A 16,797-nucleotide genomic window follows, 5' to 3' on the forward strand; every position below is an offset into this window, starting at 1 on the left:
CCAACACCAAAGCGATTGTGGTTAAAATTTCATTAAAGTAGTGCAAACTAAAAAAGCTCACACTATTAAGTAATAGCATGAGCTCTTAGTTCTATATCAGCGACTAATTTCTTAATAGCCTAATACTGAATTAGTTTTTTTCTTTATCGATGATTTTGTTACCACCGATCCAAGGCATCATGCCACGTAGCTTAGCGCCAGTGATTTCGATTTGATGCTCTGCATTGTTACGACGACGAGCCGTCATTGATGGATAGTTGGTTGCGCCTTCAGAGATAAACATCTTCGCGTACTCACCAGACTGAATGCGTTTTAGGGCATTACGCATGGCTTCACGTGATTGCTCATTGATGACTTCAGGGCCAGTTACGTATTCGCCATATTCAGCGTTGTTACTGATTGAATAGTTCATGTCAGCGATACCGCCTTCATACATGAGGTCTACAATAAGCTTTAACTCATGCAAACACTCAAAGTAAGCCATTTCTGGGGCATAGCCAGCTTCAGTTAGGGTTTCAAAGCCCATTTTAACCAGCTCTACTGCACCGCCGCAAAGTACCGCTTGCTCACCAAATAGATCCGTTTCAGTCTCATCTTTGAACGTCGTTTCGATGATACCTGAACGACCACCACCAACACCAGCAGCATAAGACAAGGCTAATTGCTTGGCTTGACCTGATGCATCTTGGTAGATAGCGATCAAATCTGGAATACCGCCGCCTTTTGCAAACTCTGAACGTACCGTATGACCTGGTGCTTTTGGCGCAACCATGATGACATCAAGATCACCACGTGGTACGACTTGGTTATAATGAATCGCAAAACCATGAGCAAACGCTAGGGTTGCACCTTCTTTGATGTTTGGTTCGATTACATCATTATATAGCTCTTTTTGAAACTCATCAGGCGTCAAAATCATGATGACATCAGCGGCTTTTACCGCTTCTTCTACTTCAGCTACTTTTAGACCTGCGTTTTCTGCTTTTTTCCATGAGCCAGAGTTAGCACGTAGACCAACGGTCACATCAACATCTGAATCTTGTAGGTTAAGCGCGTGTGCATGGCCTTGTGAACCATAACCAATGATGGCAACTTTTTTGCCTTGGATGATTGATAGATCACAATCTTTATCATAATAAACGTTCATAAACAGAGTCCTTTTCCTAAATCATGGCTTGCCATGGATAAATAAACACTTAAATTATAATCACCTTATCGAAGTGATGGGTGAGATAAGCGCTATGTTAATGTTTGAATAAATAATTTGACCTACAATAAGTACAGTAAGCACCCATTATAAACTGAGCGTTTTTTCGCCGCGTGCAATACCAATCACACCCGAACGCACCACTTCCATAATACGTTCACGACCAATCACATCAATAAAGCCATCAAGTTTGGCTTTGTCACCAACGATTTGAATGGTATATAGATTGGCGTTTACATCAACGATTTGTGCACGGAAAATATCGGCACTGCGTTTAATCTCTTCACGTACGCCGCCCGTTGCCCGCACTTTTATGAGCATCAACTCGCGTTCGACGTGTACGGTATCTGATAGATTAAGCACTTTAACCACTTCAATCAATTTATGCAATTGCTTGGTGATTTGTTCTATTTTTTCAGGTGAGGTAATAGTGGTCAATGTTAAGCGAGAAATACTCGAATCGTCTGTTGGCGCAACGTTCAAAGTTTCAATGTTGTAGCCACGTTGAGAGAACAAACCGACCACTCGCGACAACGAACCCGCTTCGTTTTCCATCAATACCGAAATCAGATGTTGTTGTTGCATTAGGTACGCTCCCCTTTTGTTAACCACATATCACGCATCGCTTGCCCAGCAATTTGCATCGGATATACATGCTCGTTACGATCGACATAAACGTCAATAAATACCAATCTATCTGTTATTGCCATGGCTTCCGCCAACTGTGCTTCCATGGTCGCAGGATCAGTAATCTTGATACCGACGTGACCATAGCTTTCAGCGAGCTTGACAAAGTCTGGTAGTGAATTCATATAAGAATGGGCATGACGACCTTCATACAGCATGTCTTGCCACTGCTTCACCATGCCTAATTGGGCGTTATTTAGATTTAAGATTTTAACTGGCAAATTATATTGTAAGCAGGTTGAGAGCTCTTGAATATTCATCTGAATAGAGCCTTCACCCGTGATACAAACCACGTCGCGATCTGGACAAGCTAATTTGGCGGCCATCGCATACGGCAAGCCAACACCCATCGTCCCTAAACCACCTGAGTTTAGCCATTGACGCGGCTCATTATAGGTATAGTAAAGGGCAGCAAACATCTGATGCTGACCGACGTCACTGGTGATAATAGCGTTACTATTAGTCACTTTATCTAAGGCTTGCACGACCGCTTGTGGCTTAATACCATTATCAGTGCTGGTGTCATAACGCAGGCCATGACGCTTACGCCACTCATTAATCTGTGACCACCAATCCAACAATGCTGGTTGGTCTAGCTCTTTATCATCACCAACAATTTCTATGATATCGGTCAGGACAGATTTGACATCGCCCACGATCGGAATATGCGCATTAATCGTTTTTGAAATAGAGGTAGGATCAATATCAATATGAATAATCGTCGCATTCGGACAGAATTTTTTGACATTATTAGTGACACGGTCATCAAAACGTGCACCAACTGCCAAGATGACGTCGGCATGATGCATGGTCATATTGGCTTCATAAGTGCCATGCATACCGAGCATACCCAAGAACTGACTATCAGAACCAGGGAACGCACCCAAGCCCATTAAGGTATTGGTTACTGGTAAATTTAAACGGTGCGCAAGATTAGTAAGCTCTTTATGCGCATTGCCTAAAACAACACCGCCACCAGAGTAAATAATCGGACGCTTTGCAGCAAGCAGTGTTTCAACCGCTTTTTTAATCTGACCACTATGGCCTTTTAATGACGGCTGATACGAACGTATAAACACTTCTTCTGGATAAGCATAAGCAAATTTTTCACTTGGCGCGGTCATATCTTTTGGTACATCAATCACTACAGGACCTGGGCGTCCAGACTGAGCAATATAAAAGGCTTTTTTGACAATCATTGGGATTTCGCTAGCGTGGCGCACTTGAAAGCTATGCTTCACGATAGGACGTGATACACCGACCATATCTGTTTCTTGGAAGGCATCTTCCCCAATTAGGCTGCTAGGTACCTGACCTGCGATGACCACCATCGGCACAGAATCCATAAACGCTGTTGCGATAGCCGTTACGGTATTAGTAGCACCCGGACCTGACGTCGCTAATACTACACCTGTCTGCCCTGTGACTCGCGAATAAGCATCTGCCATGTGACCGGCTGCTTGCTCATGACGTACTAAGATATGCTCGATATTTTCTTGTTGAAACAAAGCATCATAGATATGAAGAACCGCACCACCTGGATAGCCAAAAATATATTTGACGCCCTCATCAGTCAGTGATTGCACCAACATCTCAGCACCAGATAGCATGATAGGTTGCTCACTACCCTCAGCGAGGCGTTGTTGCTTTTCTTCAAAATTTTTGGCGGCATTCCCCGTTTGGGTATGTCCCGTCATATTCGGACTTTGCGTGGTTTGCGTCACTGTCATCACCTTTTTTTTGTCAAGAATTGGCGTTCATTTATAAGAGAAAACCATGCTATTTACACAAGATGGTTCATCTTATAGAAATGGCTGCAAATCCTTATCCATATCAAGAATGTGTGCCCACTATCTCTAAGTAACGCTGTTTTATAAGACAGCAGGCTACTCAAACACAGCAATATATGTAGGGTCAGTTTTATGGCAGGAGTCTATCGATGTACAGTGACAAGATGCGCGTGCATCTATAAAAGAAGCTTATTATTGATAAATAGCAGACAGCATTTACAACAGATTGATTTATACAGAGGCATCGATATTCACAATTTAAATCACTCTCACAGCCAATACTAATTTGTAAAATGGTTAGATTTTACGACAGGCTTATTAAAAAGATTGAATTGCTGAATATTTTTCCATGTTTAATACAACCGCTAGAGTCACGCTTAGCGCATTTCAAATAATAAGTTTATCTTAGTCATTGTAGACAGATAAGTCCGGAGACAATACATAAAGTTATCGATAACAATCGTTATGATTACTATCTTTGCAATATCATTGTCACAAAGAAACGAAAACTGCGTAAGCCACTGATAAGTAACCTATCGTCCTCATTTTCAAGTGCCACGGCAATATCATAAAAGCCGCTCACTGACCAATCAACTGCTATTATATTCGATGGTTTGTGAGCTATTGTCAAGAAAAACTTCTAAAGCCCATCCCTAACTATTAGTTATTAAATAATATACATTCATAAGGATTATTTGTTAGAATCGAAAGCTGGTACATTTTTAGTACCATTCCAACACTTAAATGTTATATTGACACATATATACACATCTGTTTTTTACCCCTTGAGAGGATTGCTACTATGGCATATGCGTCTAAAATAAATACTGCTACCAAACTGCTTATGAGTACTGCGTATGTGCTAATGCTGTCGATGAATGCCAGTCATGCTATTCAAGTTTATAAATCTGTCGGTGCACATGGTGAAGTCAAATACAGCCAACATGCGCCGCAAAATGGTAAAAACATTGAGCTGATTGAATTTCGTAGTGATGGCAGACAAAGCAATGCAGGACAATTGGCTGGCAAAACAGATGCCAATCAAAGTACTAATACTCAAAGCGTAGAAGAGCAAAGAGTTGCAGCGCTTGAAGCACGGATTAAAGAACAAGAAGCACAAGCCAATGCACAGCGTTGCCAGTCACTCCGCAATAATTTGACCAACTTGAATGTCGGCGGACGTATTTATGAGATGGATGCAAATGGCAAGCGTCAATATTTAGACGGTCGTGAAATTGAGCTCAAACGTGAACGCGTACAGCAGGCAATTGATCAGTATTGTGGCAACTCAACTACCTAGGCTTAATGCTAATTATAGACGTTAATCAATAGCTGCATCACATGACGAATGGCTGCTGGCATATCCTGAGCTTGTAGTCCTCGTTGTCCAACCAATAACGTATTATTACTTTGATTGACCAGCGTATCCCCTGCTAATCCATGTATAACAACCGCTTGATGCAAGCTTTGCATTCCTGACGATAAATCTTGTTGTGCTAGCAGACCAGCAATGACACCGGATAACACATCACCCATGCCAGCCGTCGCCATACCGGCATTACCGACAGCACAAACATAAACGTGGTGCTCATCTAAGCCCTGCTCTAATATCAAAGAACCTGCGCCTTTTAGCACCCATTCACCACCATAAGTTGTAGCGCACTGTTTTATCGCTTGTAGTCTATTGCTTTCCACTTCACTGATTCTCTTATTCAGTAATCTAGCAGTTTCGCCACTGTGCGGTGTCAAACAAACTTGATGATTAACGCTATATTCTCGCAGCTGACTGACCAATTCATGATGCTCTAATTGCAATGATGCCAAATGATAAAGTCCATCAGCATCAATCACTATTGCCTTTTTAGCTGTCATCGCAGCTTGTAGATACTTTATAAATAACACTTTTGCTTTTTCATCACGACCAAGCCCCATACCAATCGCAATCACAGTAGCTGACTTAATTAACTCCTGCACTCCATCCACATCATGCAAATTAATCGTCATTGCATCTGGTAGCGAAGTTAATAGGGCGCTATGAAAAGCCTCATGGCAAGCAACTGTAATTTTACCCGCTCCTGCCGCCATCGAGCTCGAAGCAGACAGTATCGCAGCGCCGCCCATACCTTGTGAGCCATCGATACGATTACCGCCAATAATCAGTACATGACCATAGCTACCTTTGTAGCTATTTTGACGGCGAGGACTTAGACCATATGCAGTAGTAATCAGTGTTGCTACTGGCATGAACCTTTTATCATTTATTGGATAAGGTATCAGCGGTATATCAATTACCTTGCCGCTACAATCCATACCATCTTTGGTATGCAAACCGAATTTCCGTGCAATTAAACATAGCGTTATATCAGCCTGTATAGCCACCTGCTCAAACACCTCGCCAGTCGAAGCCACCAAACCACTTGGAATATCAACCGCAATGGCCAAGGTGTTATTTCCTTTAGATAACTCATTAAAAGTGCTAATGGCCGTTTTATAAATACCTGTAGGTGCACGATCCAGACCAATACCAAACAGCGCATCAATATAGACATCGGCTTGCAGATTACCATCTACTCCTTCTTCTGGCTCACAAGCACCATTTTCAAAGCGTCGATAAGGGCAATTGGCCCATAGCGCCTCTTTTAGGGTTTTTTGTGCGTCAGAAAATGCTGTTGTGTCACTGGTATCAAAATCATCACTCTCAAAACCAACTGTTACCACTTGTACCTGCCAACCCATTTGCTGTAAATAATAAGCAATGAGCCAACCGTCGCCACCATTATTACCCTTTCCAACCCAAATGCTCACTCGATGCTGACGCATATGACGACGAGGCACATAAGTAGTGGCTGATGGATATATGTTTAATTGTTTTTGTTCATATAATTGCTCTATGTGTTGCGCCATTTGCCAGGCTGCTTGTTTCATCAACCCAAAACTATCATGCCCCTCTACAAACCATGCTTGCTCCATCACATAGAGTTGTTCACTGCTATATAACGGGATAGGTTTTGTATTTTTTATAGGTGATAAATTGGTCTGATTTTTCATAGCTAGTCCTTGAGTATTTTTTGCTGATTTTCTATTTTATTGAGATATGATTACTATCATTTAGCATCAGCTTAGCAAACGCTTACATCAACGTATGTATCAATATGAATGTGAAATTATTTGCTTTTATACTTGCGCTCTTAGCTCACTGGCTTATTATATCGGTATTCACTCTATCGCCTACTGTCACACATGAATAATCCTCCTAAAGTAAACTTGCCTATCTCTTCAACCCAGCAGAAATCAGCTAAGCAAATCTCTGCTGAACCTAAGCCTGCGTCCGAAAAAAAGATTAATGTGAATAATAGCCCAACATTTACCACCACAGCAGATGTCAAACAATGGATTAAAGACCAAGCACAGGCTTTAGGGTTTGCCGACTGCGGTTTTTTATCGGTGCATCATCCTTTATTTGCTAAGCAGATTGTACAATTGCAACAATGGCTCGATAAAGGCTATGAGGGGCAACTGCAGTTTATGCATAACAATCATGAACTGCGGGCAAATCCTGACCAACTGGTAGAAGGGGCAAAAACCATCATCAGTGTCCGTATGGATTACCTGACTCAAGCACCAACCCCACGTAAGATCACTGACAATGACTACCCCAATCAAGGCATCATCGCTCGTTATGCCAGAGGACGCGACTATCATAAAACGATGCGCAGTCGTTTGAAGCAATTGGCACTAAAGATAGAAGCCATGCTTCCTGAGTGGCAACACCTCAATATAGGTTCAGAGCAAGATTTTATTTTTAGGCCTTTTAGCGACTCTGCTCCTATTTTCGAGCGACCCATTGCCGATGCTGCTGGTCTTGGCTGGACAGGAAAGCACACCTTATTAATCAACAAGCAAGCGGGTTCATTTTTTGTATTGGGTGAGCTATTTATTAGTCTCCAGTTACCTGATGACAAACCGGTCAAAGAGCATTGCGGCAGTTGTAGCGCTTGTATCGATATCTGTCCCACTCAAGCGATTGTCGCGCCCTATGAGCTCAATGCTGCAGCTTGTATCTCCTACCTCACTATCGAGCACGACGGTATTATTGATATAAAATACCGCCGCGCAATTGGTAATCGCATCTTTGGCTGTGACGACTGTCAACTTATCTGTCCTTGGAATCGCTACGCCAATCTTACACCTGTAGAGGATTTCGCACCACGGCATAACCTTGATAGCAGCAGTTTGCTTGAGCTGTGGCAATGGCAAGAAGCTGAATTTATGAAAAAAACTGAAGGCAGCCCGCTTAGACGCACAGGCTATGTGAACTTTTTGCGTAATATCGCGATTGGTCTTGGAAATGCTAATGGTAATGAAGAAACCATTACTCAGTTACAATCAAAGTTGGGCGTACATAACGAAATGCTCGATGTACATATCAATTGGGCCATAGCTGAACAGTACGAGAAGTTAAAAAATCTCTAAATCTTAAGTTTATATTTCTATATGCCAAAAAAATGCCTCTTATTATAGTAAGAGGCATTCTTTATTTTTTTCGCACATATCTCTGACAGTTCAAAAGCCTATTATGGCTTAGGAATACGCAGTACTTGACCAGGATAAATCTTATCAGGGCTAGATAGCATCGGCTTATTGGCTTCAAAGATTTTCATATAATCATCCGCTGAACCATAAACCTCTTTTGCGATCTTAGACAAGCTATCACCAGATTTCACTGTATACATCGTTGACTCAGGCGCATCTTCTTCGATATCAATATTATCGATTACCTTGGCCACGTTTTGTACATTACCAATGGCGATAATCGCTTTTTCGCGGTCTGCTTGCGTTTTAGCTTTACCGCTGATTTCTGCAGTATCTGTTGAGCCGTTATACTTGATTTTCAAATCGCTAATATTAAGATTCTGCTGTTGAATACGACGAAGTAAAATATTGGCAACTGATTGCGCAGAAGGTTCGCTACTCTGTACTGGCGTATTGGCGTCTGCTTTAGTTTCTGACTTGGCATCGTGTTTGGCGTCATCACGATTGAAAATTTTATCACCGATATCTTTTGCAAAACTGAACATACCCATTTACATACTCCCTTAAATATTGTTATTTATTATTGATCATTATTTTTTTAATGGCATATACATTCGTATATAACCACACTTTATATATAACTACACTTTGTTACTGCTTACCATTGTGAGTATAGACAAAGATAGGTGAGGTAGATAGTAATAGTATGTTGAGTAATGTTGATTTGGCGTAGCTTATGTTAACGTATTGATTAGTCACATAACTACCTGTCGCCATGGCAAATTAAGAACATAAAAAAACCGCCTATCTCTACAGATAGGCGGCTAAAATAACTCGCTAAGCCACTAGCTAATTATAGCTGCGCTTGTACATAATCAATCGCTTTTTGAACAGTCGTTAATTCTGCTGAATCTTCATCAGGAATGGTAATGCCAAAGTCACTTTCAAATGACATAACCAATTCGACTAGGTCTAACGAATCTGCACCTAAGTCTTCCATAAATGATGCATCATTGTTGATATCTTCAACATTCATACCCAATTGCTCAGCTACTGCAGCTTTAACTCTTAGCTCGGTATCATTACTCATGTAGATTTCTCCTTTTTGATCTATTATTTTGGCAAGTCACCATAGTCCTATCATTAGGCTCTACAGCATTGTATATAAAATCATATCTTCAGATTAGCACAGCTATCTGAGTACTTTGTAACTTATTTATAGCTGGTTATACGTTTTGACGGATGTCTAGTAAAGCCCTGCTATAATACAGGGCTTTGACATAAAAGTATCCGTCATTATAACACCCTTTATTATAGTTTACACTCGTGCACAGAGTTTTTTATTATAACTGTGTAACACTTATTTATCACCTACATATACATACCACCATTGACAGGAATAACAGCGCCTGTGATATAACTGGCCTCATCGCTGGCTAAGAAATGTACGGCGGCGGCAATGTCTTCTGGCTGTCCAAGGCGACTGATAGGTACAGCGTCTAGCATAGAGTTCAATAGGCGCTCATCAAGCTCGTCCGTCATATCCGTTTCGATCAAACCAGGGGCTACGCAATTGATCGTCACTTGTCGTGAGCCAATTTCACGCGCGAGCGTACGGCTGAACCCTTCAACGCCTGCTTTGGTCGCCGCATAGTTAGACTGACCTGCATTACCCATTTGCGCAACGACAGAGGTTATATTGATGATGCGACCACGGCGTGCTTTCATCATACCGCGCACAGCACGTTTACTCATACGGTATACCGACGTCAAATTGGTATCGATAACATTTTCCCAGTCGTCATCTTTCATACGCATCAGCAGACCATCTTGGGTGATACCTGCATTATTGACCAAGACTTGTACTGCGCCGTAGACGCTCTCAATCTCTTCAAACAGCTTATCAATTTGTGCGGTATCACGCACGTCTAAAACACGTCCAATACCGCCACTATCGTGGAGATAACCATCAATCAGCTCAGCACCTTTTTCCGTAGTGGCTGTACCAATAACAAAATGTCCTTCTTTGGCGAAACGTTTGGCAACGGCTTTACCAATACCACGGCTAGCACCTGTCACTAGAGTAATCGTACGACTCATGATAACACCTCCATTAATTTATCAAGACGAGCGGGCTTGTCAGTAGGATAGCTCGTAATTGGCTGTGCTTGGCGCTTCGCCAAGTTGCTCAATACATTACCACTGCCACATTCGATTAAAATATTAATTTGCTTGTCAGCCAGCTCTTGCATGGTTTTTGACCATAATACTGGTTGGCTTAATTGCTCCGTTAATGCCTGCTTGATACCGACCGCACTGCTCTCGACACGCGCATGTCGATTTTGGATAACAGGAATCGTCGCTTGATCAAATTTTATTTCTGCCAGAATCTCAGCCAATGCACTACTGGCTGGCTCCATAAGCGCGCAATGTGATGGTACGCTGACCTTTAGCGGGATAGATTTTTTGCCAGTGTTTTGCACTTTATCAATAACGGCATTCACACCAGCAGCATTACCCGATATCACCACTTGTCCTGGACTATTAAAGTTGGCTGCACCTACAATGGCACCTTCGACATGTTCAGTCGCTTGCTCACACAAGTTTTCTACTCGATTGTCCTCAAGCCCTAACACTGCTGCCATGGCAGTATCGACACCTACAACGGCTTCTTGCATCAACTGACCGCGCTTATGTACCAATTTAACCGCATCAGCAAGCGATATGACTTCAGCCGCACAAAGCGCACTGTACTCACCTAGAGAATGACCCGCTAAATAACAAGGCGCTGTATTTATTTTTTGTTTTAAGATACGCCAAATGGCAATGCTCGCCGTCAGTAATGCTGGCTGAGTATACTGTGTTTGGTTGAGTTTTTCTTCATTTTGACAGATTGCCCATAAGTCTTCACCAAGCGCGGCGCTAGCTTCAGTAAAGGTATCGAGAATCTCTGGATAGATTTCAGCAAGCTCACTAGTCATCCCGACTACTTGCGATCCTTGACCAGGAAAAATTACCGCAATACGTGTCGGCGGCTTTTTTACCATATCGGGTACAGAGGCCATAACCAATATTCCTTATTTAATTGGAAATATCCCTAAAAACAATTGGGGTTTATTATATTATTAGAGGCGATATAAAGCCGTTGCTTTAGTATTTGTCTAAAAAAACGGATTATCGATAAACTATACACTGACGCACACTATTATCATAGTGGATGCTACTGAAACACGTATAGTAAAAGATACCATTCAAATTAAAATGGTAGAGTATATCGGTTCATTTTCATATTTTCTAAAGGCACATGGTAAAAGGTTGTTCAAATACCTACCATAAAAGCCAATAGCAAAAAGCCAAGTTATCTAGCCACATAATATATGATAGCGAAATAACTTGGCTTTCTTCAGCTCAAAGCATATTACCTAATAACAGCGTTGCAAAAATAATGACAGTCACCAGTACTATCATTATTTTTACAATCAGCTATTGAATAGCCAATAATTTAAGCGTCTTGACTAACTTTAAACAACTGGCGACCACGGTAGAAACCATCTTTAGTCATGTGATGACGACGATGTTTTTCACCAGTGGTAGCATCTACGCTTATCTCAGCGATTTCCATACGATGATGTGAACGGCGCATGTCACGACGAGAACGACTTTTACGACTTTTTTGAACGGCCATGATATAGCTCCTATACTTAAAAGGGGATAAGCTTGAAATTCAGCTTTAATCGACACTGACAGAGGCTATATAATCACAACAACCTAAGTCTTACGCATCATTAGTTAAATAGATTGCCACGTATTAAAGTGTTGATTACGTCTAAAATCTATAGTTAGTCTGCAAGATCAGCATCTATCTGCCAGTAGCAGATTGCTAGAATGCAATAAACGGGACATTATACGCATGTTTAGCGGATTAATAAAGCCCTGCTTCTCACTCTTTGGTAGAAAGCTGATGAAAGGTATCATAAATTTATTAAGTAGTACATTGATATATGACTTGTCTCTTAATAAGATTACAACTTGCCTTTTAGCGAGGCTAAAGCAGCAAAAGGATTTTCGCTTTCTTCCTCTTCTGGGATCTCACCAAATTGCTCTACCGTCATTTCACAGTCGTCATGTTTTGGCGACATCGGCGTCTTCAGTAATATCTCATCTTCTACCAATTTTTTGAATGGCAATAAAAGCTCTGGTGCAGGCTCAGTAATAATTTCATCAAGTAATAAATAGTCTTGTTCATCATTGATTGAACGTGCTTGGCTCTCATCTTCTAGTAGCGCAATATTATAATCATCAGACAAATCGATAGCCACTGGCTGTAGGCAACGTTGACAGGTTAACCAAACTTCACCCGTCAGTGTGAATGCCAAATGTAAGACATTATTGCGTCGATACAGATTGGCATTAAGCGAGATGTCTGCTTGTTCATGTTCGGTGGCTAAGGTAGCAGCAAGACGTTTGAAAGCGCTTGGCTCTACCTCTCCTGTCCATTCATAACCAGTATCTGCCCATTTATCCAAAGAAATAGATTCAGGCATACTAGTAGATAAAGGCGCTTTTTTATTATCAGCATAACCTGCTGACGGTTTACTTTTTGGAGTGCTTGACATGCGCGACCTCATTCATCAAAACGGTGTATAATATTGCCTGCCATACTAACGGAAAGCATTGAGCGACGCTAGCGCTAGTATGTTAAATTTATTTGATATAAGCTCTATTTTCATCTCTTTATTTCTCCTATTTATATTCAAAGATAGTTCTTCTTTTCATCTTTTATTTGACCAGTGTTTTACCTATGAATGTGTTTAATGATAAACCTGACTTCTCGAACCTACTTTCTGCACTTGAAGCAAAAATACTATTGCAACGTCTCACTACGTTAACCAATAATGTGAATGCCTCTTCCACTGACTCGTGGAACCTTAACAACAATCAGTGCTTAGAGGATGTAAAAAGTGAATGGCAAAGGTTAGCTGCTATCAAAGGCTTAGATAGCACTCCATCATTGGTTAATAAATACGAGCAAGCGGCTACTGATTGGCTCATCCAATTATTCAATAATTTATTCACTCATCAAAACGTTACATTGGTTCGTGGACAAGGAGAACCAGAGTACTTTCCGGCACAAAATAACGAACCCGCAAAAATTGAATTCGCTCATGGATTTTTTGCTAGCGCATTGCATGAGCTGAGCCATTGGTGTGTGGCTGGAGAGGCTCGTAGACGTTTACCTGACTTTGGCTACTGGTACGCACCAGATGGGCGTACCGCCGCTCAGCAGCAAGCATTTGAGCGCGTAGAGATTAAACCACAAGCGTTAGAGTGTTTATTTACTCTCGCTTGTGAACGATCATTTGAGGTGTCACAAGATAATTTGTTTGCTGACTTTGATACGAGCAATAGTACATTCGCAAATGACGTCTACCGACAAGTGCAACAATACATCGCTAAGCCGAATATATTGCCACCTGATGCTAAAACTTTATTACACGCCTTACTCAGTGTCTCTATAGCTGATCTAGAGTAACAGCAGCATATCAGCGTAAAGGTGCGGTATTTTTATGTTAACGATTGTCTACGCATAGTAACGGCTTGCAATCAAACTTATATTGGCTTTGCGCTATACTAGGAAGGCAGTGATGCTTTTTTAGTAAACTGAGTGAAAGAAGCATGCGCGCCACCGATATTCTACTTAGTCAAAAACCTCACATTTAAAAACCCATAATTATAAAATAAGGAACTGCTATGCAAGTATTTTATATTCATCCAGAAAATCCACAGCCACGTCTGATTGAGCAAGTGGCGGATCTGTTACGTAAAGACCAGCTCATTATCTACCCTACCGATACCAGCTATGCTTTTGGTTGTCGCTTAGGAGCAAAGGATGCACTCGATAAGCTCAAACAAATTCGTGAACTTGATGATAAACACCAGTTTACTTTACTGTGCCGTGACTTAAGCGAAATTGCCAACTATGCTGCAGTGGACAATATACAATTTAAACAGCTCAAAGCGCTTACTCCTGCGCCCATCACCTTTATCCTCAATGCCACAAAAGACGTACCAAAAAAATTGGCACATGCGAAGAAAAAAACCATCGGTATTCGAGTACCTAGCAACCCTATTGCGCAAGCGCTTTTAGAGGCCATGGATGAACCTATCTTAACCAGTTCATTAATACTGCCTAACCGTGATGACATACTAGATGATCCCTTTGAGATTGAGGATTTATTAGGCAATCAAATCGACGGTTTGATAAATGCAGGTGTAAAGACCACTAAACTAACTACGATTGTTGATATGACTGGTAGCCAGCCTGAAATTATCAGACAAGGTGCCGCGGATGTAGATTCACTACTACGGTAATAAACTAAAGCATCAAACACAAAAAAAGCTCCAATTGAATTGGAGCTTTTTTATATACATCTTTTGCTTATTGTAAAATTAGTCGCGATCAACCAATTCTACATATGCCATTGGCGCATTGTCACCATCACGGTAACCACATTTTACGATACGCAAATATCCACCTGGACGGGTCTGGTAACGAGGACCTAACGTGCCAAATAGTTTACCTACCATAGCTTTGCTACGCATACGGCTAAATGCCAAACGACGGTTAGCAACGCTGTCTTCTTTAGCCATAGTGATTAATGGCTCGGCAACGCGACGTAACTCTTTTGCTTTTGGTAAAGTTGTTTTGATCAGTTCATGCTCAAATAATGAGTTAGTCATGTTCTGAAACATTGCCTTACGATGACTGCCGGTACGACCCAGCTTGACTCCACTCTTACGATGGCGCATAGTCAAAAATCCTTAAAGTTTAACGGCTACGATAAGAAAAGCGATCATCAACACGAAGGTCAGCTGGTGGCCAGTTATCTAGGCGCATACCGAGCTCTAAATCTTTAGACGCTAGTACGTCTTTGATTTCCGTTAATGATTTCTTACCAAGATTTGGGGTTTTTAGAAGTTCAGTCTCTGAACGTTGTACCAAATCACCGATATAGTAAATGTTTTCAGCTTTCAAGCAGTTGGCTGAGCGAACCGTTAGTTCAAGATCGTCCACAGGGCGTAATAGCACCGGATCAACCTCTTCTTTCTCTTTCACAGGCTCAGGCGCTTCTTCAGCTTCTAGGTCAACAAAGATAGAAATCTGTTGTTGTAAAATAGTGGCTGCTTTACGAATTGCTTCTTCTGGATCTATAGTGCCATTAGTTTCAAGCTCAATGATAAGACGATCAAGATCAGTACGCTGCTCTACACGAGCGTTCTCAACCTGATAAGCAACACGAAGCACAGGACTAAAACTTGCATCAAGCTTTAAACGTCCGATTGCTTTAGTATCACCATCTTCACGGCGCTGGTTTGCTGGCTCATATCCACGACCCATTACTACACGCAAACGCATCTTAAGATGACCACGATCACTCAATGTACCCAACACCAATTCTGGATTGACGATGTCTACATTATGCGGTAACGCGATGTCTGCAGCAGTAATAGTGCCTGGACCTTGTTTATCCAAGGTCAAAAATACTTCATTTTGGTCATGAAGCGTAATAGCCAAGCCTTTTAGATTCAAAAGCAAGTCAAGTACATCTTCTTGTAGCCCTTCAAGCGTTGAGTATTCATGGTCAACACCATCAATCTCAGCTTCAATGACTGCAGCACCAGGTAATGAAGATAACAAGATGCGACGTAAGGCATTACCAAGGGTATGCCCAAAGCCGCGTTCTAACGGTTCGAGCGTGACTTTCGCAATCGTTTCATTAACCGTATCCACATTAATGGCATTCGGCGTTAGAAACTCAGTTGCATTTAGCATCATGATGTCACCTCGATTTATTAAACTGGTTTAATTAACGTTAATTGCTCAATGCCGTTTTCACGACATCGAGCAGTACGTCATTACTTAGAGTATAGCTCAACGATCAAGCTTTCGTTGATTTCAGCAGGTAGATCAATACGATCAGGCGCTTGTTTAAACGTGCCTTGTAATTTGCTGTGGTCAACATCTAGCCATTCTGGAATACCACGTTGGGTAGCCAGCTCAATTGCGTTTTTAATACGTAATTGCTCGCGAGACTTCTCTTGGATAGCGATGACATCACCATCTTGCAACTGAATTGATGGAATGTTCACACGAACAAACTCATCACGACCAGCTTTTTTTACCATAACAGTACGATGACTGACTAGCTGACGTGCTTCAGCGCGAGTTGAGCCAAAGCCCATGCGATAAACAACGTTATCTAGACGGCTCTCAAGCATGGCTAACAGGTTTTCACCAGTAGCACCGCGCTTACGAGCAGCTTCTTTATAGTAATTAGCAAACTGACGCTCTAGTACACCATAAATACGCTTAACTTTCTGCTTTTCACGCAGCTGTAAAGCATATTCTGAGGTCTTGTTACGGCTTACACCGTGTTGACCTGGTGGACGACCAGCTTTTTTCGTTTTTACGTCGTATGGTTTAACGCCAGACTTAAGACCTAAGTCCGTGCCTTCACGACGTGATAATTTGAGTTTTGGTCCAATATAGCGGGCCATTGTTATGTCTCCTATAAGCTT

General features: G+C 41.6%; 17 protein-coding genes. 4 read left to right on the forward strand and 13 right to left on the reverse strand.

The features are described from left to right. Nucleotides 1-130: 130 nt before the first annotated feature. From ilvC to JMX95_RS07515, 3 genes are all read right to left on the reverse strand, one after another. Nucleotides 131-1,147, reverse strand: a complete 1,017-nt coding sequence (ilvC, locus tag JMX95_RS07505; RefSeq protein ID WP_045446660.1) for a ketol-acid reductoisomerase — start codon at nucleotides 1,145-1,147, stop codon at nucleotides 131-133. Nucleotides 1,148-1,294: 147 nt separating this feature from the next. Further along, nucleotides 1,295-1,792 (reverse strand): acetolactate synthase small subunit, encoded by a 498-nt coding sequence (gene ilvN, locus JMX95_RS07510; RefSeq protein ID WP_045454430.1) that lies wholly within the window; start codon nucleotides 1,790-1,792, stop codon nucleotides 1,295-1,297. Then, nucleotides 1,792-3,504 (reverse strand): acetolactate synthase 3 large subunit, encoded by a 1,713-nt coding sequence (locus JMX95_RS07515; protein WP_201555017.1) that lies wholly within the window; start codon nucleotides 3,502-3,504, stop codon nucleotides 1,792-1,794. The genes ilvN and JMX95_RS07515 overlap by 1 nt, the downstream gene beginning before the upstream one ends. 982 nt (nucleotides 3,505-4,486) lie before the next feature. On the opposite strand from JMX95_RS07515, the gene JMX95_RS07520 reads away from it, so the two are divergent. Continuing rightward, nucleotides 4,487-4,984 (forward strand): DUF4124 domain-containing protein, encoded by a 498-nt coding sequence (locus JMX95_RS07520; protein ID WP_045446657.1) that lies wholly within the window; start codon nucleotides 4,487-4,489, stop codon nucleotides 4,982-4,984. 8 nt (nucleotides 4,985-4,992) lie between these two features. Here JMX95_RS07520 and JMX95_RS07525 read toward each other — a convergent pair whose 3' ends face one another. Next, the gene (locus JMX95_RS07525) at nucleotides 4,993-6,732 is read right to left on the reverse strand and encodes an NAD(P)H-hydrate dehydratase (protein WP_201553364.1); all 1,740 of its coding nucleotides are present in this window, start codon (nucleotides 6,730-6,732) and stop codon (nucleotides 4,993-4,995) included. 192 nt (nucleotides 6,733-6,924) lie between these two features. Here JMX95_RS07525 and queG point away from each other — a divergent pair, with 192 nt between their 5' ends. Then, nucleotides 6,925-8,157 (forward strand): tRNA epoxyqueuosine(34) reductase QueG, encoded by a 1,233-nt coding sequence (gene queG, locus JMX95_RS07530; RefSeq protein WP_201553361.1) that lies wholly within the window; start codon nucleotides 6,925-6,927, stop codon nucleotides 8,155-8,157. A 101-nt stretch (nucleotides 8,158-8,258) separates the two neighbouring features. Here the strand turns inward: queG and lysM are convergent, their stop codons facing one another. The 6 genes from lysM to JMX95_RS07560 form a co-directional block, all read right to left on the reverse strand. After that, on the reverse strand, nucleotides 8,259-8,768 hold the full coding sequence (gene lysM / locus JMX95_RS07535; RefSeq protein ID WP_055125278.1) for a peptidoglycan-binding protein LysM: 510 nt from the start codon (nucleotides 8,766-8,768) through the stop codon (nucleotides 8,259-8,261). Nucleotides 8,769-9,070: 302 nt separating this feature from the next. Beyond that, nucleotides 9,071-9,307, reverse strand: a complete 237-nt coding sequence (gene acpP, locus JMX95_RS07540) for an acyl carrier protein (protein ID WP_025652201.1) — start codon at nucleotides 9,305-9,307, stop codon at nucleotides 9,071-9,073. Between the two features lie 281 nt (nucleotides 9,308-9,588). Then, nucleotides 9,589-10,317 (reverse strand): 3-oxoacyl-ACP reductase FabG, encoded by a 729-nt coding sequence (gene fabG / locus JMX95_RS07545; RefSeq protein ID WP_045454442.1) that lies wholly within the window; start codon nucleotides 10,315-10,317, stop codon nucleotides 9,589-9,591. Continuing rightward, nucleotides 10,314-11,282, reverse strand: coding sequence for an ACP S-malonyltransferase (fabD, locus tag JMX95_RS07550; protein WP_201553358.1), 969 nt, complete (start codon nucleotides 11,280-11,282; stop codon nucleotides 10,314-10,316). Before fabD ends, fabG begins: the two co-directional genes overlap by 4 nt. Before the next feature lie 437 nt (nucleotides 11,283-11,719). Next, complete coding sequence (rpmF, locus tag JMX95_RS07555; protein WP_011512869.1) at nucleotides 11,720-11,902, reverse strand: 50S ribosomal protein L32; 183 nt, start codon at nucleotides 11,900-11,902, stop codon at nucleotides 11,720-11,722. A gap of 337 nt (nucleotides 11,903-12,239) precedes the next feature. Beyond that, nucleotides 12,240-12,833 (reverse strand): YceD family protein, encoded by a 594-nt coding sequence (locus JMX95_RS07560; protein WP_201553341.1) that lies wholly within the window; start codon nucleotides 12,831-12,833, stop codon nucleotides 12,240-12,242. A gap of 185 nt (nucleotides 12,834-13,018) precedes the next feature. On the opposite strand from JMX95_RS07560, the gene JMX95_RS07565 reads away from it, so the two are divergent. Then, a complete protein-coding gene (locus JMX95_RS07565) occupies nucleotides 13,019-13,750 on the forward strand; it encodes an elongation factor P hydroxylase (protein ID WP_201553337.1) in 732 nt (243 codons plus the stop codon). A gap of 218 nt (nucleotides 13,751-13,968) precedes the next feature. Beyond that, the gene (locus JMX95_RS07570; protein WP_201553310.1) at nucleotides 13,969-14,589 is read left to right on the forward strand and encodes an L-threonylcarbamoyladenylate synthase; all 621 of its coding nucleotides are present in this window, start codon (nucleotides 13,969-13,971) and stop codon (nucleotides 14,587-14,589) included. 78 nt (nucleotides 14,590-14,667) lie between these two features. On the opposite strand, the gene rplQ is transcribed toward JMX95_RS07570, so the two are convergent. The 3 genes from rplQ to rpsD form a co-directional block, all read right to left on the reverse strand. Then, nucleotides 14,668-15,027 (reverse strand): 50S ribosomal protein L17, encoded by a 360-nt coding sequence (gene rplQ, locus JMX95_RS07575; RefSeq protein ID WP_021813387.1) that lies wholly within the window; start codon nucleotides 15,025-15,027, stop codon nucleotides 14,668-14,670. Between the two features lie 19 nt (nucleotides 15,028-15,046). After that, the gene (locus tag JMX95_RS07580) at nucleotides 15,047-16,054 is read right to left on the reverse strand and encodes a DNA-directed RNA polymerase subunit alpha (RefSeq protein WP_045446643.1); all 1,008 of its coding nucleotides are present in this window, start codon (nucleotides 16,052-16,054) and stop codon (nucleotides 15,047-15,049) included. A gap of 80 nt (nucleotides 16,055-16,134) precedes the next feature. Beyond that, nucleotides 16,135-16,776 (reverse strand): 30S ribosomal protein S4, encoded by a 642-nt coding sequence (rpsD, locus tag JMX95_RS07585; protein WP_010196731.1) that lies wholly within the window; start codon nucleotides 16,774-16,776, stop codon nucleotides 16,135-16,137. Between the last annotated feature and the right edge of the window lie 21 nt (nucleotides 16,777-16,797).

It is taken from the genome of Psychrobacter sp. NC44, assembly GCF_904846655.1.
In the GTDB taxonomy this organism is placed as follows: domain Bacteria; phylum Pseudomonadota; class Gammaproteobacteria; order Pseudomonadales; family Moraxellaceae; genus Psychrobacter.